The organism is Microbacterium sp. SYP-A9085 (assembly GCF_009649635.1).
Taxonomy (GTDB): domain Bacteria; phylum Actinomycetota; class Actinomycetes; order Actinomycetales; family Microbacteriaceae; genus Microbacterium.
The window spans coordinates 59,181-79,311 of the sequence record NZ_WJII01000007.1 but is presented as its reverse complement, the minus strand read 5'-3'; the positions used below and the strand labels follow the sequence as shown (position 1 = coordinate 79,311).

16 protein-coding genes are annotated in these 20,131 nt (G+C 70.9%); 4 read left to right on the top strand and 12 right to left on the bottom strand.

Translation table 11 applies throughout. The features are described from left to right. Nucleotides 1-6 precede the first annotated feature (6 nt). From GH740_RS13025 to GH740_RS13005, 5 genes are all read right to left on the bottom strand, one after another. Nucleotides 7-1,788 (bottom strand): penicillin-binding protein 2, encoded by a 1,782-nt coding sequence (locus GH740_RS13025; RefSeq protein WP_153746532.1) that lies wholly within the window; start codon nucleotides 1,786-1,788, stop codon nucleotides 7-9. Between the two features lie 4 nt (nucleotides 1,789-1,792). Then, nucleotides 1,793-2,377, bottom strand: coding sequence for a hypothetical protein (locus GH740_RS13020; RefSeq protein WP_216644953.1), 585 nt, complete (start codon nucleotides 2,375-2,377; stop codon nucleotides 1,793-1,795). Next, complete coding sequence (rsmH, locus tag GH740_RS13015) at nucleotides 2,374-3,342, bottom strand: 16S rRNA (cytosine(1402)-N(4))-methyltransferase RsmH (protein WP_153746531.1); 969 nt, start codon at nucleotides 3,340-3,342, stop codon at nucleotides 2,374-2,376. The genes GH740_RS13020 and rsmH overlap by 4 nt, the downstream gene beginning before the upstream one ends. 106 nt (nucleotides 3,343-3,448) lie before the next feature. Beyond that, nucleotides 3,449-3,880, bottom strand: coding sequence for a division/cell wall cluster transcriptional repressor MraZ (mraZ, locus tag GH740_RS13010; protein WP_153746530.1), 432 nt, complete (start codon nucleotides 3,878-3,880; stop codon nucleotides 3,449-3,451). A 172-nt stretch (nucleotides 3,881-4,052) separates the two neighbouring features. Next, nucleotides 4,053-4,415, bottom strand: coding sequence for a DUF3040 domain-containing protein (locus tag GH740_RS13005; protein ID WP_153746529.1), 363 nt, complete (start codon nucleotides 4,413-4,415; stop codon nucleotides 4,053-4,055). Between the two features lie 65 nt (nucleotides 4,416-4,480). Between GH740_RS13005 and GH740_RS13000 the strand changes: the two genes are divergently transcribed. Beyond that, a complete protein-coding gene (locus GH740_RS13000; RefSeq protein ID WP_367641573.1) occupies nucleotides 4,481-5,575 on the top strand; it encodes a polyprenyl synthetase family protein in 1,095 nt (364 codons plus the stop codon). Between the two features lie 3 nt (nucleotides 5,576-5,578). On the opposite strand, the gene GH740_RS12995 is transcribed toward GH740_RS13000, so the two are convergent. Next, on the bottom strand, nucleotides 5,579-5,932 hold the full coding sequence (locus GH740_RS12995; protein ID WP_367641572.1) for an Rv2175c family DNA-binding protein: 354 nt from the start codon (nucleotides 5,930-5,932) through the stop codon (nucleotides 5,579-5,581). Nucleotides 5,933-6,081: 149 nt separating this feature from the next. Between GH740_RS12995 and GH740_RS12990 the strand changes: the two genes are divergently transcribed. Both GH740_RS12990 and pknB read left to right on the top strand, forming a co-directional pair. Then, nucleotides 6,082-7,371: a LysM peptidoglycan-binding domain-containing protein gene (locus GH740_RS12990; protein ID WP_367641571.1), complete on the top strand. Its 1,290-nt coding sequence runs from the start codon at nucleotides 6,082-6,084 to the stop codon at nucleotides 7,369-7,371. Nucleotides 7,372-7,414: 43 nt separating this feature from the next. After that, nucleotides 7,415-9,361: a Stk1 family PASTA domain-containing Ser/Thr kinase gene (pknB, locus tag GH740_RS12985; protein WP_367641570.1), complete on the top strand. Its 1,947-nt coding sequence runs from the start codon at nucleotides 7,415-7,417 to the stop codon at nucleotides 9,359-9,361. Nucleotides 9,362-9,530: 169 nt separating this feature from the next. Here the strand turns inward: pknB and GH740_RS12980 are convergent, their stop codons facing one another. From GH740_RS12980 to GH740_RS12970, 3 genes are all read right to left on the bottom strand, one after another. Beyond that, complete coding sequence (locus GH740_RS12980; RefSeq protein ID WP_153746528.1) at nucleotides 9,531-10,466, bottom strand: hypothetical protein; 936 nt, start codon at nucleotides 10,464-10,466, stop codon at nucleotides 9,531-9,533. Nucleotides 10,467-10,609: 143 nt separating this feature from the next. Continuing rightward, nucleotides 10,610-11,947, bottom strand: a complete 1,338-nt coding sequence (locus GH740_RS12975; protein WP_153746527.1) for a class II 3-deoxy-7-phosphoheptulonate synthase — start codon at nucleotides 11,945-11,947, stop codon at nucleotides 10,610-10,612. A 61-nt stretch (nucleotides 11,948-12,008) separates the two neighbouring features. Next, a complete protein-coding gene (locus tag GH740_RS12970; protein WP_367641594.1) occupies nucleotides 12,009-12,698 on the bottom strand; it encodes a lysophospholipid acyltransferase family protein in 690 nt (229 codons plus the stop codon). Nucleotides 12,699-12,812: 114 nt separating this feature from the next. Between GH740_RS12970 and GH740_RS12965 the strand changes: the two genes are divergently transcribed. Beyond that, nucleotides 12,813-14,645 (top strand): long-chain fatty acid--CoA ligase, encoded by a 1,833-nt coding sequence (locus GH740_RS12965; RefSeq protein WP_153746525.1) that lies wholly within the window; start codon nucleotides 12,813-12,815, stop codon nucleotides 14,643-14,645. Between the two features lie 7 nt (nucleotides 14,646-14,652). Here the strand turns inward: GH740_RS12965 and def are convergent, their stop codons facing one another. The 3 genes from def to GH740_RS12950 are packed head-to-tail and all read right to left on the bottom strand — an operon-like array spanning nucleotide 14,653 to nucleotide 20,126. Further along, entirely contained in the window at nucleotides 14,653-15,144 is a 492-nt protein-coding gene (gene def, locus GH740_RS12960) for a peptide deformylase (RefSeq protein ID WP_153746524.1), read from the bottom strand. Further along, nucleotides 15,144-16,670, bottom strand: a complete 1,527-nt coding sequence (locus tag GH740_RS12955; RefSeq protein ID WP_172978381.1) for a MinD/ParA family protein — start codon at nucleotides 16,668-16,670, stop codon at nucleotides 15,144-15,146. Before GH740_RS12955 ends, def begins: the two co-directional genes overlap by 1 nt. 48 nt (nucleotides 16,671-16,718) lie before the next feature. Beyond that, nucleotides 16,719-20,126 (bottom strand): pyruvate carboxylase, encoded by a 3,408-nt coding sequence (locus GH740_RS12950; RefSeq protein ID WP_153746523.1) that lies wholly within the window; start codon nucleotides 20,124-20,126, stop codon nucleotides 16,719-16,721. Nucleotides 20,127-20,131 lie beyond the last annotated feature (5 nt).

Below are 20,131 nucleotides of genomic sequence, written 5' to 3'. Positions count from 1 at the left end.
GCCGGATCAGCCGAATTTCGGCAGCATCTTCGGCTTCGAGGTGGAGGGCATCACCCGGTAGGTTTTCAGGACCTGGGTCATGGCCTTCTTGAAGGTGGGCGCGTTGGCCGAAGACGAGGTTACCTTAGTGGGCTCGTCGAGCGTGACGGCGACGAGGTACTGGGGGTCGTCGGCGGGCGCGAACCCGATCATCGTCGTGTAGTAGACGCCCTGCTTGTAGCGTCCGTTCTCGGCGATCTGGCCGGTGCCGGACTTGACGCCGAGGCGGTAGCCGGGGATCTTGATCATCTTGCTGTACGACGTGGACTGCAGGGCGACGTTCTCGAGGATCGCGCGCATGTCGGCGGAGGTCTTCTCGCTGATCACGCGGGTGGGCTTCGGGAGGGTCGGCGTGACGACGGTGCCGTCCGCCTTCGTGCAGGACTCGATGAGCCGCAGCGGCATCTTCACGCCGTCGTTGACGATGGCGCCGTACGCGCCGAGCAGCTCCGGGACCGTGGTGGTCAGGCCCTGACCGTACGCGGTGTCGTACCGCATCTGGTTGTCCCAGTCCTTCGCCGGGTGCACGAGGCCATGCGCCTCGCCGGTGAAGTCGACGGCGCTGCCGGTGCCGATGCCGAACTTCTTCAGGTAGTCGTACCGGGTCTGCGTGCTCACCCGCTGGCTGAACACCGACGCGCCGGCGTTGGACGAGTCGATGAGGACGCCGGCGAGCGTGTAGTCGTAGGTGGGGTGCTTCACGGCGTCGCGGACCACGGCGCCGTTCGCGAAGTGCACGGTGCTGGGCACCCGCGCGGTGGACAGCGGCGTCTGGCCGGCGGCGTTGATGAGCGTGGACGCCGTGATGCCCTTGAACGTCGAGCCGGGCTCGAACGTCGCGTTGAAGATCCGGCTGTACAGGTACGAGCCGCGCGCGTCGACGTTGTTGGGGTCCACGGTCGGGTACTCGGCGGCGGCCTTGATCTTGCCGGTCTTGACCTCGACGACGCTCACGGTGGCGTACTTCGCGTGCATCTCCTGCGTCGCCTGCTTCGCGAGCTGAGTCATGTACCACTGGAGGTCGAGGTCGATCGTCAGCGTGAGGGTGCCGCCGTCCACGGCGGGCTTCTCGCTCTCCGTGCCGGGGATGATCACCCCGTCCTTGCCCTTCTGGAACGTGAGGGTGCCGTCGGTCGGCTGCAGGCACTTGTCGGACGCCTGCTCCAGGCCGGCGAGAGGCTGCCCGTCGCTGCCGACGAACCCGATCAGGTTGCCGCCGACGGCGCCGTTCGGGTACGTGCGGGACGGACTCGGGGTGCACGTGATGAAGTCGGCGCCGAGCTCCATGAGCGCGCGGTACTGCTCGGTGCTCAGTCCGTTCTTCAGCGGAGCGTACTGCGAGTGCGGGTCGGCGGTGAGGGCGTCGGAGACGATCTGCCGCACGCCGTCGCCGGTCTGGCCGGTGATCGCCGCTATCTCGTCGGCCAGGTCCGGCCACCGCACCTTCGCGGTGGCGCCGGTCGCGGTGCGCCGGGTGATGGTGCGCACGTTCTCGGGGCTGAACTGGCAGTCGTAGTCGAGGATGCTGCTGGCCAGCGGCTGCCCGGAGGCATCCACTATCGATCCCCGCGTGCCCGCGAGCACCTGCGACCCGGCCAGCCCGTACGACATGGCGTTGGCGATGTTCTCCTTCGCGTTGACGACCTGGATGTCGATGAGGCGTACGACGAAAGCGCCCAGCACGATGAGGACGACGGCGAGGGCCACGACAGTGCGGCGGCGGGGGCTTCGAGTGCTGCGCGTCGTCATGGTCTCAGCGCGTGCGGACCGTGGGCAGGCCGTCGGTGACGGGGACCGGGGTCACGGATTCGGTGGCGGAGGTGCTCTTCGTGGCCGTCGAGCCATTGATCGTCGCCCCGGGCTCGGTGACCAGGGGCGTGCCGGCGATGAGCTTGTTCGCGACGCCGCCGCGCCGCAGCGGGTCGACCGAGGAAGTGCCCTTCGCGGGCTTGCCGGCGCCGAGGATGGCGCCGTCGGACAGCCGCAGGTAGCTGGGCGACTCGTCCACGACCATACCGAGAGCCGCGGCGTTCGCCGCGAGGTACTGCGGCGAACTGAGGCCGGTGACCTGGTCGCCGAGGATCTGCTTCTGCCACGTCAGCTGGCGCTGCTGCGATGTGAGCTGCGCGAGCTCATACGAGCTCTGCGTGGTCATCACCGAGAGCACCATCTGCGTGCCGACGATGGCCAGCGCCCCAGCGACGGCCACGAGCCCGTACAGCAGGCGGGGGCGGCGGCGGCGAGCGGGCACCTCGACGGCGCGCAGGCCCGGCCGCTCGCGCCGCGACGGAGCGGGCACTGCGCGGGGGGCGAGGGGTGTCGCCAGGGGCGCGCTCATGCGTTCTCCTTCGCGACGTCGTCCCGCACCCGCTCGACGGCGCGCAGGCGCACCGGGGTGGCCCGGGGGTTGCGGGCCCGCTCATCGTCGGGGGCGAGCTCGGCGCCCTTCACGAGGAACCGGAAGCGCGGGGCGTGCTCGGGCAGCTCCACGGGCAGTCCCGCGGGGGCGGTGGATGCCGCGGCCTGCGCGAACGCGCGCTTGACGAGGCGGTCTTCGAGGGACTGGTAGGAGAGCACGACGATCCGCCCGCCCACGCGGAGGGCACCCAGTGCGGCGGGCACCGCGCGCTCGAGGGCGGCGAGCTCGGCGTTGACCTCGATGCGCAGCGCCTGGAAGACGCGCTTGGCCGGGTGCCCGGAGCGCTGGGCGGCGGCCGGCGTGGCGTCGGACAGGATCTGCACGAGGCGGCCGGACCGACGGATCGGCTCGTGCGCGCGGGCGGCGATGATGGCGCGCGCGTAGCGGCCGGCGAGCTTCTCCTCGCCGTACCGCTCGAAGATGCGGCGCAGGTCTCCCTCGCCGTACGTCGCGAGCACGTCGGCCGCGGTGATCCCGGCCGACTGGTCCATGCGCATGTCCAGCGGCGCGTCGTGCGCGTACGCGAAGCCGCGCGCGGCCTCGTCCAGCTGCAGCGACGAGACGCCCAGGTCGAAGAGGATCGCGTCGACGGTTCCGCGTCCGCTGGTGGCTATGGCGTCGCCGATGCCGTCGTACACGGTGTGCACGAGCGTGAGCCGGGACGCGAAGCGGTCCAGGCGCCGTCCCGCTATCCGCAGCGCGTCCTGGTCGCGGTCCAGGCCTATCACGTGCAGCGCCGGGAAGCGCTCCAGGAACGCCTCGGTGTGCCCACCCATCCCGAGCGTGGCGTCGACGAGCACCGCATCCGGAGCCTCGAGGGCAGGGGCGAGCAGCTCGACGCAGCGGTCCAGCATGACGGGGGTGTGGATGTCGCGGATGTCCATGGCGGAGATCGGTGGTCCTGATCCCGGATCCTGATCCCCATCCGCTCTGACCTGTCACCGGGGAAGGTGAGACAGGGCGTGAGCGGCTGGGCATCACGAACAGGGATCAGAACAGTCCCGGAATCACCTCCTGCTCCATGTCGGCGTAGGTCTCCTCATTGCTGGCTGCATACGCGTTCCACGCGTCGGCATCCCAGATCTCGGCGTGTGCGCCCACCCCCGTGACCACGAGCTCCTTCTGCAGCCCGGCGTACGTGCGCAGCGGCACGGGAATGGTGATGCGGTTCTGGCCGTCCGGCTTCTCCGCGCTGGCGCCGGACAGGAACATGCGCAGGAAGTCGCGCGCCTGCTTGTTCGTCAGCGGCGCCTCACGGATGCGCTCGTGGATGCGCTCGAACTCGTCGGTCGCGAACACGTAGAGGCAGCGCTCCTGGCCGCGCGTGACGACGACGCCGGCTCCGAGATCGTCACGGAACTTCGCGGGCAGGATGACCCGGCCCTTGTCGTCGAGCTTCGGACTGTGCGTACCCAGCAACATCGCCGGATCACCCCCCTTCGTCCGGCCCCCCGAGGTTTGTCGCCACTTTACTCCACTATCCCCCACTTCACCACCACCGCGCGTGGATTTCCTCCCCGGACCCTCCCCGAGGGCACAAAAAAACACCGACCCGGAGGTCGGTGTCGTTGTGCGGCCGGTGTCGGCCGGTGGATCAGCGGTCCTGCTGGCGGCGATCCCATCGGTCGTTCATGCGGTCCATGAAGGAGGCTGCGGGCTTGCCCGCGGGAGTGGATCGGGGCGCGCCGCCCTTGAGCGGGCCGCGCATCGGGGTGACGGCGAGGACGACCCCGCCGAGCATGAGAACGAAGCCGATCACACCGACGACGACGAGGGGAACGGCGACGCCGGCGATGAGGCCGCCCAGCCCGATCAGCACCAGCACGGTGCCGTACACGATGTTGCGGTAGCTGAGGGAGCGACCCTCACGCGACGTGTGGACGACGTCGGCGTCGTTGTGCATGAGATGGCGTTCCATCTCATCGAGCAGGCGCTGCTCTTGTTCGGAGAGTGGCATGCATCCCCCTCGGGTGAAAATCTTCCCAACAGTCTACTCGTGGCTCCGATCACTAGGCTAGGCCCGTGGCACCCTCCCCCGACGTGATCGCGGCGCTTTCCCAGCAACTGGATGACTTCTTCTCGGGGCAGCGCGCACAGGCGTCGGATTTCGGTCCGCAGGCCCGGATGCTGATGGATGCCGCGGTCGGCGCGGTCGCCGGCGGCAAGCGCCTGCGGGCGCGTTTCTGCGTCACCGGATTCCAGGCCGTCGCCGAGTACGCCGGCCAGGCCACGGACCCGACTCCGGCCGTGATCACCACGGCGGCGGCGCTGGAGGTCTTCCACGCCGCGGCGCTCGTGCACGACGACATCATCGACAACTCCGATACCCGCCGGGGCCGCCGCTCCGCCCATCGGCTGATCGAGGCGGCCCATCGGCGCGAGGGATGGACCGGCGATGCGGAGGCGTTCGGCCGCGCCGGCGGCATCCTCCTCGGCGACCTGCTCGTCGCCCTCAGCGACGACCTGCTCGAGCAGGGGCTGGGCGCGCTTCCGCCGCAGTCGGCCGCCGCGGTGCGCGGGCAGTACGCGACGATGCGGCGCGATGTCACGATCGGCCAGTTCCTGGACGTGGCCGAGGAGTCCGCGCACGCGCTAGCACCGGACGCCGAGCACGCCGAGCGCGCGCTGCGGGTGGCGTCGCTGAAATCAGCCCGCTACAGCGTGGAGCAGCCGCTGCTGATCGGGGCCCGGCTGGCCGGAGCGGACGAGCGCCAGGTCGCGGCGCTGTCGGAATTCGGGCACCCGGTGGGGATGGCGTTCCAGCTGCGCGACGACGTCCTCGGCGTGTTCGGCGACGCCGGCGTGACGGGCAAGCCGGCCGGCGGTGATCTGCGGGAGGGCAAGCGCACCGTCCTGGTCGCGTACGCGCGCGAGGCGCTCCCGGCCGGTGCGCGCCACACCGTCGACGAGCTCATCGGCGACCCGGACCTGGACGACGCGCAGATAGCCGCTCTGCAGCGCACCATCACCGACAGCGGCGCGCTGGCCCGCGTCGAGGGCCTCATCGACGACTATGTCCGCGCGGCCGACCGGGTGCTGGCGGGCGCGCCGCTGGGCAACGCGGCCGTCGGCCGGCTGCGGGACCTGGCCCGCGCGGCCGCCGTGCGCGCCGCGTAAGACTCAGGCGAGGGTCTGCGCGACGCGCCTGACCTCGCTCTTGCGCCCGGCGAGCAGCGCCGACAGCGGCGACATCCCTATCGTCTCCTCGTCGGCGAACAGCCAGTCGATGGCCTCGTCGTCGGAGAAGCCGGCATCGTGCAGCACGAACAGCGTGCCGCGCAGCGACGAGAGCGGGCGGCCGTCGGCGATGAACGCGGCGGGGATCCGCAGCACGCCGCCGTCACGTCGTGAGGCGACGAACTGCCGGTCGTCCAGCATCCGGCGCACGCGTCCCACGGTCTCGCCGATGGCGGCGGCCACCTCGGGAAGGCTGAGCCATTGGATGGGAGCGGATGCTGGGTTCTCACCGGTCACGAGGCCACTATCTCACGTCCGACCCGGAGGGCGGCGCGCGCGGCGGATGGTCACTTTCGTCACAGCAATCCCACCGGTCTCTCCTATATCACCAGTTGACACTAGTAGACATCCGTGACACGGTGTCATGGTCACCGAGGGGGGAACTCGTGCCCAAACCACACATCTCGATCCGCCGCGCATCGGCCGCACTGCCTGCGGCCATCGTCGGATCACTGGCGCTGTCGCTGGTCGCCGTTCCGGCCCATGCCGAGGCTCGCGCGGCGATGACGCCGAAGGCCCCCACGACGCTGCCGCAGGCCCGCGCCGCCGGTCACGCGTTCGGCGCCGCGGCCGCGAGCGTGCACGCGCCGGCCGCTGTCGCCCCGGCGGCCCGCACGGTGCCGACCCACCGCGTCGTGCGCGGCGACAACGTCAGCGCGATCGCGGCCCGCCACCGGCTGCGCACGGCCGACGTGCTGAGCTGGAACGGCCTGCGGTGGTCGTCGATCATCTACCCCGGGCAGGTCCTCCGCCTGGCCCCCGCCGGCACAGCGGCCGGCACGGCGCACAAGGCGCCGCCCGCGCCGAAGCACAGTGCCACGCCGAAGCCGGCGAAGGCACCGGCGCCGAGCACGGAGGGCGCCACCTACACGGTGCGCTCCGGCGACACCGTCAGCGCAATAGCGCGCCGGCACGGCGCCTCCACCCAGGCGGTGCTCACGGCCAACCACCTGCGCTGGTCGTCGATCATCCACCCTGGTCAGAAGATCGTGATCCCCGGCACCGCACCGGCGACGCCGGCGGCACCCGTGCCCACCATCGCTCCGAAGCGCGCGGCCGACTCGACGCCGGTGACGGGCTCCCCCGCGTCGGTGGGCACCGTCGCGCCGGGTGCCGCCTACGCGGTCCGCGGCGGCGACACGATGTCGGACATCGCCGCGCGGCACGGCGTCAGCGTCACGGCGCTGCTACACGCGAACGACCTGGACTGGAACTCGATCATCTACCCCGGTCAGCACCTCACGATCCCGACGAGCGGCATCCCAGGCCTGACCACCGAGCAGGCGGCCAACGCGCGCCTGATCGTACGGGTCGGCCGGCAACTGGGCGTGCCGGAGCGGGGTCTGGCGATTGCACTGGGCACCGCAATGCAGGAGTCGAGCCTGCGCAACCTCGACTACGGCGACCGCGACTCGCTGGGGCTGTTCCAGCAGCGGCCCAGCACCGGGTGGGGCACCGCGGCGCAGGTGCGCGACGCCGACCGTTCGATCCGCGTGTTCTTCGGCGGGCCGACCGACCCCAACGGCACCCGCACGCGCGGGCTGCTCGACATCCCCGGGTGGGAGTCGATGAGCTTCGCGGCGGCGGCGCAGGCGGTGCAGATCTCCGCGTATCCGAGCCTGTACGCGCAGTGGGAGAAGCCCGCGTACGCGTGGCTGGCCGCCATCGGCGGGTGAGCCGCTCCCCCGGCTTTCAGCCGCTCATCCGTAGACTTCGAGAGTGAGCACGAGTCAGCAGGCCGACCCGCTGATCGGCCGTCTCGTCGACGGCCGGTACCGGGTCCGCGCGCGCATCGCGCGCGGCGGCATGGCGACCGTGTACGTGGCGACCGACCTGCGGCTCGAGCGGCGGATAGCGCTGAAGGTGATGCACAGCCACCTCAGCGACGATGCCGTGTTCCAGAGCCGGTTCATCCAGGAGGCGCGGGCGGCGGCCCGGCTGGCCGACCCGCACGTGGTGAACGTGTTCGACCAGGGGCAGGAAGGCGAGATGGCCTACCTGGTCATGGAGTATCTGCCCGGGATCACGCTGCGCGAGCTGCTGCGCGAGCAGAAGCGCCTCACGGTGCCGCAGACGGTGACGATCATGGACGCGGTGCTGTCGGGCCTGGCCGCCGCGCACCGCGCGGGCATCGTGCACCGGGATGTGAAGCCCGAGAACGTGCTGCTGGCGGAGGACGGCCGGATCAAGATCGGCGACTTCGGCCTGGCGCGCGCCACGACCGCGAACACGGCGAGCGGGCAGCTGCTGATGGGGACCATCGCGTACCTGGCGCCCGAGCTCGTCACGCGCGGGACGGCTGATGCGCGCAGCGACATCTACGCGCTCGGGATCATGCTGTACGAGATGCTCACCGGCGAGCAGCCGTACAAGGGCGAGCAGCCGATGCAGATAGCGTTCCAGCACGCCACCGACTCGGTGCCGCGCCCGAGCGTGCGCAACCCGGGAGTGCCGGAGCCGCTGGACGAGCTCGTGCTGTGGGCGACCGAGAGGGTACCCGACGAGCGGCCGGTGGATGCCGCGGAAATGCTGCGCCGACTCCGCGAGATCGAGGACCAGCTGGGGATAGCCCCGCAGGTGCAGCGGACCCTGGCGGTGCCCGGCCGGGTGACCACCGATCGCCTGGACACCGGCGAGGTGACGAAGGTGCTGCCGGCCGTGGTCGCGGCATCCCCCGGCATCCCGGCGGAGGACGACGACAACGCGACGCGCCTGCGACGCCGCACCACCCGGCGCCGGGCGAAGGGCGCGTGGCTGGTCGTGCTCGTGGTGCTGCTGGCCGTGCTCGCGGGCGCCGGCGGATGGTGGTTCGGATCGGGGCCGGGCTCGCTCGTGGCCGTGCCGGCACTGGCCGGAAAGACATACGCGCAGGCGCAGCACGCGCTGACCGACCAGAGCCTGAAGGCCGTGCGCAAGGACGAGAACAGCCTGGATGTCGCCGTGGGCACCGTGATCCGGACGGCGCCGGGTCCGGGCACCCGGGTCGACAAGAACGCGTCGGTCGACGTCGTCGTGTCGCTCGGACCGGCCGCGGTGACGATCGGCAAGCTCATCGGCAAGACCGAGCAGGAGGCGCGCGGCGTCCTCACGGACGACAAGATCGACGTCGCCGAGAAGAGCGCCACGTTCTACACGGATGCCGCGGCCGGCACCGTCGTCGGCACGGTGCTCCAGCCGGCCGCCGGCGGAGACGCCGTCGCCTGCGGGGATGGCTGCGCTGCGCACCAAGGCGACGCGGCGACGCTGTGGGTGTCGCTGGGCAAGCTCCCCTCCGTGGTGGGCACGCCGGCCGAGGAGGCCACCGCCACGCTGAAGGACGCCGGGATCACCGTGAAGGGCACGTCCGAGCAGTACAGCGACGACGTGAAGTCCGGCTCCGTCATCAGCATGGCGGCGCGCTCGGGCGGCGGATGGTGGCGCCCCGGCGACACCACGACGCTCGTCGTGTCGAAGGGCCCGCAGCCCATTGCCGTACCGAACGTGATCGATGACAAGCTCAACGACGCAGTCGAGCGGCTCCAACGCGCTGGCTTCGCCGTCGAAACCGACGCCCTCCCACCCCGATTCTTCTGGGGAGCGTACAAGGTCACCTCCATCGATCCGCCGGCCGGATCACTCCAGCCGCCCCACACACGCATCACGATCACTGGCTTCGTCATCGGCTGAGTTGGAGATCCTGGGTTAGCTGCGCCACACCGTCCGCGGTCGCGACGCGCGACATCCCAACCTCCCCCGCCGAGATTGCGCAAACGACAGCCCCGCAGCCGGCGGCGCGCAGTTTGCGCAATCTCGACGGACGCGCAGGGGTCCGGATGCCGGGGGTGGCAGGTGCCGCTCAGCGGGCCTGCGCCAAGGCTCGGCGCACGCGGCCGGCGAGGGCGGGCAGTCCGTCCGGCGTGATGTCGTCGGCGCCGATCAGGATCACGCGGTAGCCCGCGTCCTGGAACAGCTGCACGCGCGTCAGATCCCTGCGCCACGTATCCCGGTCGGTACAGTGCACGTCTCCGAGATACTCCAGCAGGAGGCGTTCGGCGAGGTACGCCAGGTCGGGATGTCGCACGCCCTCGGCCGTCATGATCGCAGGCTGCACGGCAGGTTCCGGTAGGCCGAAGGCGACCAGTCCCAGCCGCGTGAACGTCTCCTGCGGGGAATCCACGGGGCAGCGGATGCGCCCGAGCGCCCACGCCAGACGGGTCGCACCGCGACGCGACCCGTGCCGAGCCACGGCGGCGGTCAGCTCATCGAGCGTCGCGAGCGCCGGCTCGCGTCCGCCCTTTCTCCGCCGCCCCGACACCAGGAAGTCGCCGATCGCCACCAGCCACTCGCCGCTCAGCCTGCCGCCGCGCCCGGGCGACATCGCCGCCAGCATCGCCCAGGTGTCGGCGGCCGACGTCAACGGAATACCGTGCACGACGTCCCGGTAGACGAGCGCGTCGTCCCGCGTCCAGCCGACGACTCCCGGCCTGCGCACGGGCGCGGCGCCTGGCGTGAGCACGTGCAGACTCTCGTCGAGATGGCCGGTCAGCGGCATCCCGTAAAGCCGCGCCGCCGTGGCATGGCTGAACACGGCGTCGCGGCGGAGCACCGGAAGCAGATCGCTGCAGCGATCGATGAGCCCTCCGTCGATGCGCCCGCTGCTGCCGATGACGCGAATGCCGTGGAACGGCCGCAGCGCGTCGGGCCGCCGCATCCGCGCGTCTGTCAGCCCATGTGCCCGCCCTTCCGCGAGCGTGAAGCTGACCCCGTCCATCCACGGCGGCAGCGCATCCATCCCTCGAGCATGGCGGACGCGGCGAACCCGAGAAGCGCGTTATCCACAGGTCAGGTTCGCTACCGCCGAGATTGCGCAAACTGCGCCGCAGACGGCAAATCCTCGCGGTTTGCGCAATCTCGACTGAGAGCCGGCCGTAGCCGCTACCGCTTCTCGAGCTCCTCGGCGACCAGGAACGCCAGCTCCAGGCTCTGCATGTGGTTCAGGCGCGGGTCGCACAGCGACTCGTAGCGCGTCGCGAGCGTCTGCTCGTCGATGTGCTCCGACCCGCCCAGGCACTCCGTCACGTCGTCGCCGGTCAGCTCGACGTGGATGCCGCCGGGGAACGTGCCCACCTGCCGGTGCGCGTCGAAGAATCCGCGCACCTCGTCCACGACGTCGTCGAACCGACGCGTCTTGTACCCGGTCGGCGTCGTGATGCCGTTGCCGTGCATCGGGTCGGTGACCCACAGGGGCGTGGCGCCGGCATCCTTGACCGCCTCCAGCAGCGGGGGCAGCGCGTCGCGGATCCGATCCGAGCCCATCCGCGTGATGAACGTGAGCCGGCCCGGCTCGCGGTGCGGGTCGAGCTTGTCGATCAGCGCGAGCGCCGTCTCGGGCGTCGTCGTCGGCCCCAGCTTCACCCCGATCGGGTTGCGGATCCGCGAGAAGTAGTCCACGTGCGCGCCATCCAGCTCCCGCGTTCGCTCCCCGATCCACAGGAAGTGCGCGGACGTGTTGTACGGCGTGTTCGTCCGCGAGTCGATCCGCGTCATCGGCCGCTCGTAGTCCATGAGCAGGCCCTCGTGCCCGGTGTAGAACTCGACGCGGCGCAGCTCGTCGAAGTCCGCGCCGGCGGCCTCCATGAACTTGATCGCCCGATCGATCTCGGTCGCCAGCCGCTCGTACCGCTGGTTGGCCGGGTTCTTCGCGAAGCCCTGGTTCCAGCTGTGCACCTCGCGCAGATCCGCGAAACCGCCCTGCGTGAAGGCGCGGATGAGGTTCAGGGTTGCGGATGCCGTGTGGTAGCCGCGCAGCAGGCGCTGCGGGTCCGGGCGCCGCGAGCCCTCCGTGAAGTCGTACCCGTTGACGATGTCGCCGCGGTATGCCGGCAGCGTCACGTCGCCGCGCGTCTCGCTCTCGCTGGACCGCGGCTTCGCGAACTGCCCGGCCATCCGGCCCATCTTGATCACCGGCATCGACGCGCCGTACGTGAGGACCACGGCCATCTGCAGCACGGTCTTGATGCGGTTGCGGATCTTGTCGGCCGTGGCGCCCGCGAACGTCTCCGCGCAGTCGCCGCCCTGCAGCAGGAACGCCTTGCCCGCGGCGGCCCGCGCGAGCTTGTCGCGCAGCTGATCGACCTCGCCGGCGAACACCAGCGGCGGCATCGTGGCGATCTCCGCGGATGCTGCAGCGACGGCCTCGGCGTCATACCACACCGGCTGCTGCTTGATGGGAAGCGTGCGCCAGTGGTCGAGAGAGTCGAGGGGAAGGAGCATCTCGACAGTCTATCGGCGGTGCATCCTCACGCCCTCCGCAGATGACGCCCGGTGGCACCCGTCACCTGGAAGACGACGCCAGCCGGTCCTTCACTGTCGACGCGTACACGTCCTCGTACTCCTGCTGCCCGAGCCGCTGCAGCGCCACCATGATCTCGTCCACGACCGACCGCAGGATGTAGCGGTCGTTCTCCATCCCCGCGTACCGCGAGAAGTCCAGCGGCTCCCCGATCACCACACCCACGCGGGCGATCCGCGGCAGGCGGCGGCCGATCGGCATCATCGAGTCGGTGTCCACCATCACGACCGGCACGACCGGCACCTTCGCCTCCAGCGCCATCCGCGCTATCCCGGTCCGGCCCCGGTACAGCTTGCCGTCGGGGCTGCGCGTTCCCTCCGGATAGATGCCCAGCAGCTCCTCGCGCCCGAGCACCTGCAGGCCGGTGTTCAGCGACGCCTCCGACGCCTTGCCGCCGGACCGGTCGATCGGCAGCTGTCCGGTCGCCTTCATGAACATCCGGGTGGCCCATCCCTTGATCCCGCGGCCGGTGAAGTAGTCGCTCTTGGCCAGGAACGCGACCGGACGGTCCACCAGCAGCGGCAGGAAGATCGAGTCGGCGAACGACAGGTGGTTGCTGGCGAGGATGGCCGCCCCGGATGACGGGACGTTGCGGCGTCCCACGATCCACGGGCGGAAGATCGCCTTCAGGACGGGGCCGATCACCACGTATTTCATCAGCCAGTAGAACACCATGCCCGCCTTCCTGCGTCCGGCACGCAGTCTATCCGCGCGCCGCCGGACGCGGCATCCGCCCCGGATAGACTCGGAGCAGCGCCCCAATCGGTACCGAAGGAGATGCCGGCCATGTCACATGTCGAGTTTGACGTCCCCGCGATAGTTCCGGCGGACCCGCAGGCGAACATCGCGGACCTGCTCGAGCAGCGGGTGAGCGCGACCCCCGATCTCGCCCTTTTCGCGGTGCCCGAGGGGGACGGATGGCGGGATGTCACCGCCGCCGCCTTCCGCGCGGACGTCATCGCGGTCGCGAAGGGCCTGGTCGCCGCGGGCATCCAGCCCGGCGACAAGGTCGGCTTCATCGCCCGCACCACGTACGAGTGGTCGCTCGTCGACTTCGCCCTGTTCTACGCGGGCGCGGTGATGGTACCGCTGTACGAGACGAGCTCGGCGTCCCAGGTCCAGTGGAACCTGTCCGACTCCGGCGCGGTGGCCTGCATCGCCGAGCTGGCCGAGCACGCCGAGCGCCTCGCCGAGGCGCGCAAGGACCTGCCGCTCGTGCGCATCACATGGCACATGCACGAGGGCGCGCTCGATGCGCTGCGCGCGCAAGGGGCCGATGTCGCGGACGACGAGATCACCCGGCGCCGGTCGCTCGCGAACGGCGCCGACATAGCGACGCTCATCTACACGGCCGGCACCACCGGGCGCCCGAAGGGCTGCGTGCTCACGCACAGCAACTTCGTGGAGCTCACCCGCAACTCGGCGCTCGCGCTGCGCGAGGTCGTGGACACGCCCGGAGCATCCACTCTGCTGTTCATCACGACCGCGCACGTGTTCGCGCGGTTCATCTCGATCCTCAACGTGCACGCAGGCGTGAAGACGGGGCACCAGCCGGACACCAAGCACCTGCTGCCGGCGCTCGGCTCGTTCCAGCCGACGTTCCTGCTGGCGGTGCCGCGCGTGTTCGAGAAGGTGTACAACTCCGCCGAGCAGAAGGCCGAGTCCGGCGGCAAGGGCAAGATCTTCCGGCTGGCCGCGCGCACCGCTATCGAGCGTTCGCGCACCCGGCAGGCGGGGCGCCCGGTGCCGTTCCTGCTGGGCCTGAAGTTCCGCCTGTTCGACCGTCTGGTGTACGCCAAGCTGCGCTCCGCGATGGGCGGGAAGGTCGTGTACGCGATCTCCGGCTCGGCCCCGCTGGGCGAGCGCCTGGGCCACTTCTTCGCGAGTCTGGGCATCACGGTGCTGGAAGGCTACGGCCTGACCGAGACCACGGCGCCGGCGACCGTGAACCTCCCGGACACGACGAGGATCGGCACGGTGGGGCCCGCGCTGCCGGGCGTCTCGGTACGGCTCGCCGAGGACGGGGAGATCCAGGTGAAGGGAATCAACGTCTTCAAGGAGTACTGGCACAACCCGGAGGCCACGGCGGCCGCGTTCGAGGACGGCTGGTTCCGCACCGGCGACATCGGCGCGTTCGACGAGAGCGGGTTCCTGACGATCACGGGGCGCAAGAAGGAGATGATCATCACCGCGGGCGGCAAGAATGTGGCCCCGGCGATCCTCGAGGACCCGATCCGCGCGAACCCCGTCGTCGGGCAGGTCGTCGTGGTCGGCGACCAGCGGCCGTTCATCGCGGCGCTGGTGACCCTGGACACCGAGATGCTGCCGACGTGGCTGGCCAACAACGGCCTGCCGGCGGACATGTCGCTGGAGGATGCCGCGCGCAACCCGCAGGTGCACGCCGAGGTACAGCGTGCCGTCGACGAGGCGAACGCGCTCGTGTCGCGGGCGGAGTCGATCCGCACGTTCACTATCCTGCCGACGGAGTGGACCGAGGCCAGCGGCCATCTCACCCCGAAGATGAGCATCAAGCGCAACGTGATCATGCAGGACTTCGCGGCCGACGTCGACGGGATCTACGAGACCCCGGTGTCCACCACGAACGTGTCGCTGGGCTGATCGGCGGTCAGAACCAGCCGGACTCGCGGATGGCGCGCATCGCCTCCCGGCGAGTGTCGGCGTCGAGCCGGTCGATGTAGAGCCTGCCGTCGAGGTGGTCGGTCTCGTGCTGCAGCGCCTGGGCCAGCACGCCGTCGCCCTCCACGACGACCTCGTTGCCGTCGAGGTCGACGCCGACGACCCTGGCGTGCGGGTGGCGTGCCACGTCGTGCCACAGCCCCGGCACCGACAGGCATCCCTCGCCGATGGGCACGGGCTCGCCGGACACCTCGACGAGGACAGGATTCAGCACGTAGCCGATCTCGCCGTCCACGTTGTAGCTGAAGGCGCGCACGCCGACCCCTATCTGCGGGGCGGCAACGCCCGCGCGGCCGGGCAGCTCGACCGTCTCGACGAGGTCGCGCACGAGCGCGCGGGTGCCGTCGTCGAAGGCGGTGACGGGGGCGCAGGGGCTGCGCAGCACCGGGTCGCCGAACAGGCGTATCTCGCGGACCGTCATCAGGCGGCCGCCGCCAGCCCCCGCAGCCCCTCCACGACCGTCGCGGCGAGCTCACGGGCCGCCTGCCGGGTCGCGGGGTGCAGTTCACGGAACGTGATGGCGCTGCCGGTGGCGATCAGCGCGTCGTACGGCATCCGCACGACGGCGCGCACCCGCGTGGCGAAGTGCGCCTCCAGCTCGTCCTCGCGCACCAGCGGCGCGCCGGGCCGGGAGTTGTTGAGCACCACGATGGCGCCGCGCACGAGGGCGGCGTAGCCGTTGCTCTCCAGCCAGGTGAGCGTCTCCGACGCCAGCCGGGCCTCGTCGATGCTGAGGCCGGAGACGATGACGAGCTGGTCGGCGAGCCCGAGCGTGGCGCCCATCACGGAGTGCACGATGCCGGTGCCGGTGTCGGTGAGCACAATCGAGTAGTAGTGGGCGGCGAGGGTCGCGACGTCCTCGTAGTCGCGGTCGCTGAATGCCTCGGACACGTTCGGGTCGGCGTCCGACGCCAGCACGTCCAGCCGCGTCTCGTCGCGCGCGACGACGGTGGACACGTCGTTGTACCCGTCGACCTGGTCCTTCATCCGCACGAGATCGCGCACTGTCTTGCCGCTGCTGCGGGTGATCCGCTCGGCGAGAGTGCCGCGGTCGGGGTTCGCGTCGATGGCTATCACCCGGTCGTCGCGGGCGTCGGCCAGGGCCATCCCGAGCACCGTGGTGATCGTGGTCTTGCCGACGCCGCCCTTGCGCGAGAGCACCGGAACGAACCGGGCCCCGCCGGTCAGCGGCTCGGCGATGCGGTGCGTGAGCTCCTTGCGGGCACGCGCGCGCTTGCCGTCGCCCAGGTTGATCCGGCCGCCGGAGACCGAATACAGGAAGTGTTGCCAGGCGCCCTCGGGCTCGCCGTGCCCCATCGTGCGCGGCTCGAGCAGGCGGTCGGCGGTGAGCAGGTCGGAGGTCTCCTTGCCGGCCTCGAACTCGTCGAGGCGCTTGGAGGCCAGCGTGACCTCGGGCTTGTGGCGGCGCACGCGCTCCAGTTCGTGCGCACGGTCGGCACGGCTCTCGTCCATGGACGTCTCCTCCCCCGCGGATCCGTCATCCTCGGCCGGCAGGGCCTCGGCGGCAGCGGCCGGTGCGGCGACCGGTTCGACATCGACGATATCGGGGACGGATGCTGCGCCGCCAGAGGTCGCGGGTGCCGCGGCTGCCGGCTCGTTGCCGTGGTCATCGTCGTCCTCGACGACCTCGGCCTCGATGACGTCGACGACGGTTTCGTCCGCGGCGGCCGCGGGCTCCGCCTCGTCGCCGGCGGCATCCTCGTCCTCGGCGTCGACGGGCTCCTCGTCCTCCGGGGCGAAGTCGACCTCGTCGTCCACGACATCGTCGTCGGACAGGTCGTCCTCGTCGTTCGGCGGCAGCGACACGCTCACCTGGGCGGTCGTGCCCCCGAGGATGCCGAGGACGGCGGTGTCGGAGTTCGCGGCGTCGGAGAGCACGCCGAGCTCGGCGTCCTCCGGGGTCGGATCGGGTCGGTCAGGCGTCAAGACAGCTCTCTCCAGGAAGGGGCGGGCCGGGTGAACCCGCCCTCCAGGTTACTGCGCGGGACGAATGACGACCAAAAGATCTCCCGCCTCCACCGGCGTGGTCCCGGCGAGGACGACCCGCTCCACGACGCCGGACACCGGCGATGTGATCGCCGCCTCCATCTTCATCGCCTCGATCGACGCTATCGCCTGGCCCGCCTCGATCCGCTCGCCTTCGTCGACCTTCACCGTCACCGCGCCCGAGAACGGGGCGGCCACCTGGCCGGGCTTGGACGTGTCGGCCTTCTCGGCCTGCCGCGCCTCGACCGCGATGCTGAGGTCGCGGACGAACACCGGCCGCAGCTGACCGTTGAGCGTGGTCATCACCGAGCGCATGCCCTTGTCGTCGGCCTCGCCGATGGCCTCCAGGCCCACGTACAGCTGCACGCCGCGCTCAAGGTCGACGACGTGCTCGGCGCCGGGGGTCAGCCCGTACAGGTAGTCGGAGGTGTCGAGCATGCTGAGGTCGCCGTACTGCTCGCGGCGCTCCCGGAACGTGCGCGTGGGCACCGGGAACAGCAGCTCGTTCAGGGTGCGCCGCCGGGTTGCGGAGTCGGCGCCCAGCGCTGTCTCCTGCTCGGGGGTGATCGGGGTGAATCCGATCTTCGCCTCGCGGCCGGCGAGGACCTTGCTGCGGAACGGCTCCGGCCACCCGCCGGGCAGATCGCCGAGTTCGCCGGCCATGAACGAGACCACGGAGTCCGGCACGTCGTAGCGCTCGGGGTGCTCGGCGAAGTCGGCGGGGTCCGCCTTCACGGCCGCGAGGTGCAGGGCGAGGTCGCCGACCACCTTCGAGGACGGCGTCACCTTCGGCACCCGGCCGAGGATGTCGTTCGCCGCGGCGTACATGTCCTCGATCAGCTCGAAGTCCTCGGACAGGCCCAGCGCTATCGCCTGCTGACGCAGGTTCGACAGCTGACCGCCGGGGATCTCGTGGTGGTAGACGCGGCCGGTGGGGCCCGGCAGGCCGGACTCGTACGGGCGGTACAGATGCCGCACCGCCTCCCAGTACGGCTCCAGGTCGGTCACCGCGGACAGCGACAGCCCGGTGTCGCGCTCGGTGTGCGCGAGGGCGGCGACCAGGGCCGACAGCGACGGCTGGCTCGTCGTGCCCGACATCGGCGCGGCGGCCGCGTCCACGGCATCCGCGCCCGCGGCGCTCGCGGCCAGCAGCGTCGCCAGCTGACCGCCGGCGGTGTCGTGCGTGTGCACGTGCACGGGAAGGTCGAACCGGTCGCGCAGCGCCGCGACGAGCCTGGCCGCCGCCGCGGGGCGCAGCAGGCCCGCCATGTCCTTGATCGCGAGGATGTGCGCACCGGCCTGGACGATCTGCTCCCCGAGCCGCAGGTAGTAGTCCAGCGTGTACAGGTCTTCGGCCGGGTTCAGCAGGTCGCCGGTGTAGCACATGGCCACCTCCGCGACCGCGGTGCCGGTGGCAAGGACCGCGTCGATTGCGGGGCGCATCTGCGAGACGTCGTTGAGCGCGTCGAAGATGCGGAAGATGTCGATGCCGGATGCCGCGGCCTCCCGGACGAAGGCGTCGGTGACCTCGGTCGGGTACGGCGTGTAGCCGACGGTGTTCCGGCCGCGCAGCAGCATCTGGATGGCGATGTTGGGCATCGCCTCGCGCAGCGTGTCCAGGCGCTCCCACGGGTCTTCGCCGAGGAACCGCAGGGCGACGTCGTACGTGGCGCCGCCCCAGGCCTCGACCGACAGCAGCTGCGGCGTCAGGCGTGCCACGTACGGCGCGACCCGGGCGAGGTCGCGCGTGCGCACCCGGGTCGCCAGCAGCGACTGGTGCGCGTCGCGGAACGTGGTCTCGGTGACCGCGAGCGCGGTGCGCGCCCGCAGCTCCGCCGCGAACCCGGCCGGGCCGAGGGCCTGCAGCCGCTGCCGCGACCCGTCCGGGGCGGGCATCGTGAGGTCAGTGGCGGGCAGCTTCACAGCGGGCGCGATCGACACCGGGTTCGTGCCGTTGGGCTTGTTCACGGTGGTGTCCACGAGCCACGTGAGGATCTTCGTGCCGCGGTCCTTCGACGCGCGCCCGAGCAGCAGCTCCGGCCGTTCCTCGATGAACAGGGTCGTGACGTCCCCGGCGAGGAACTCGGGGTCGTCGAACACCGCCTGCAGGAACGGGATGTTGGTCGCGACGCCGCGGATGCGGAACTCCGCGAGCGCCCGCCGGGCCCGCCGCACCGCGGAGGGAAAGTCGCGGCCCCGGCAGATGAGCTTGGCCAGCATCGAGTCGAAGTGCGGGCTTATCTGCGATCCGGCGGCGGTGGTGCCGCCGTCCAGGCGGATGCCGGCGCCACCCGGCGACCGGTACGTCGTGATCTTGCCGGTGTCGGGGCGGAACCCCTGGGCCGGGTCCTCGGTCGTGATCCGGCACTGCAGCGCCGATCCGCGCAGCTGGATGTCGTCCTGGTGCAGGCCGAGGTCGGACAGCGTCGCGCCGGAGGCTATCCGCATCTGCGACTGCACGAGGTCGACGTCGGTGACCTCTTCGGTCACGGTGTGCTCGACCTGGATGCGGGGGTTCATCTCGATGAACACGACCTCGCCCGCGCGTTCTCCGGCCGTCTCCAGCAGGAACTCGACGGTGCCCGCGTTGACGTAGCCGATGGCCCGGGCGAACGCCACCGCGTGGCGGTGCAGCGCACGGCGGATGTCCTCGTCCAGGTTCGGTGCCGGAGCTATCTCGACGACCTTCTGGTGCCGGCGCTGCACGGAGCAGTCCCGCTCGAAAAGGTGGACGACCTCGCCCGCGGCATCCGCCAGCACCTGCACCTCGATGTGGCGGGGACGCAGGACCGCCTGCTCGAGGAACATCCGCGCGTCGCCGAACGCACTGCCGGCCTCCCGCATCGCCTCGGCCAGGGCGGGGGCGAGTTCGGCCTTCGCGTCGACCCGGCGCATTCCGCGGCCGCCGCCGCCGGCGACGGCCTTCGCGAACAGCGGGAACCCTATCCCGTCGGCCTGCGCGACGAGCGCGTCGATGTCGTCGGAGGCCTCGGTGGAGCGCAGCACGGGGACCCCGGCGCTGACCGCGTGGTGCTTGGCGGCGACCTTGTCGCCGGCCATCTCCAGCACGGCGGCGGGCGGGCCGATGAACGCTATGCCGTTCGCGGCGGCCTTCTCCGCCAGCTCCGGGTTCTCGGAGAGGAACCCGTACCCGGGGTAGATGGCGTCCGCGCCGCTCTCCTTCGCGACCCGCACTATCTCGTCCACATCGAGGTACGCCCGCACGGGATGTCCGGCTTCGCCGATCTGGTACGCCTCGTCCGCCTTCAGACGGTGCAGCGAGTGCCGATCCTCGTACGGGTAGACCGCGACAGTGCGCGCCCCCAGCTCGTATGCCGCGCGAAACGCGCGAATGGCGATCTCACCGCGGTTGGCAACCAGGATCTTCGTGAACATGCAGA

Excerpts from the sequence above, each read along its gene's own strand:
- GH740_RS13025 (WP_153746532.1), bottom strand. The coding sequence starts at position 1,788 with ATGACGACGCGCAGCACTCGAAGCCCCCGCCGCCGCACTGTCGTGGCC.
- GH740_RS13020 (WP_216644953.1), bottom strand. The coding sequence starts at position 2,377 with ATGAGCGCGCCCCTGGCGACACCCCTCGCCCCCCGCGCAGTGCCCGCT.
- rsmH (WP_153746531.1), bottom strand. The coding sequence starts at position 3,342 with ATGGACATCCGCGACATCCACACCCCCGTCATGCTGGACCGCTGCGTC.
- mraZ (WP_153746530.1), bottom strand. The coding sequence starts at position 3,880 with ATGTTGCTGGGTACGCACAGTCCGAAGCTCGACGACAAGGGCCGGGTC.
- GH740_RS13005 (WP_153746529.1), bottom strand. The coding sequence starts at position 4,415 with ATGCCACTCTCCGAACAAGAGCAGCGCCTGCTCGATGAGATGGAACGC.
- GH740_RS12980 (WP_153746528.1), bottom strand. The coding sequence starts at position 10,466 with ATGGATGCGCTGCCGCCGTGGATGGACGGGGTCAGCTTCACGCTCGCG.
- GH740_RS12975 (WP_153746527.1), bottom strand. The coding sequence starts at position 11,947 with ATGCTCCTTCCCCTCGACTCTCTCGACCACTGGCGCACGCTTCCCATC.
- GH740_RS12965 (WP_153746525.1), top strand. The coding sequence starts at position 12,813 with ATGTCACATGTCGAGTTTGACGTCCCCGCGATAGTTCCGGCGGACCCG.
- def (WP_153746524.1), bottom strand. The coding sequence starts at position 15,144 with ATGACGGTCCGCGAGATACGCCTGTTCGGCGACCCGGTGCTGCGCAGC.
- GH740_RS12950 (WP_153746523.1), bottom strand. The coding sequence starts at position 20,126 with ATGTTCACGAAGATCCTGGTTGCCAACCGCGGTGAGATCGCCATTCGC.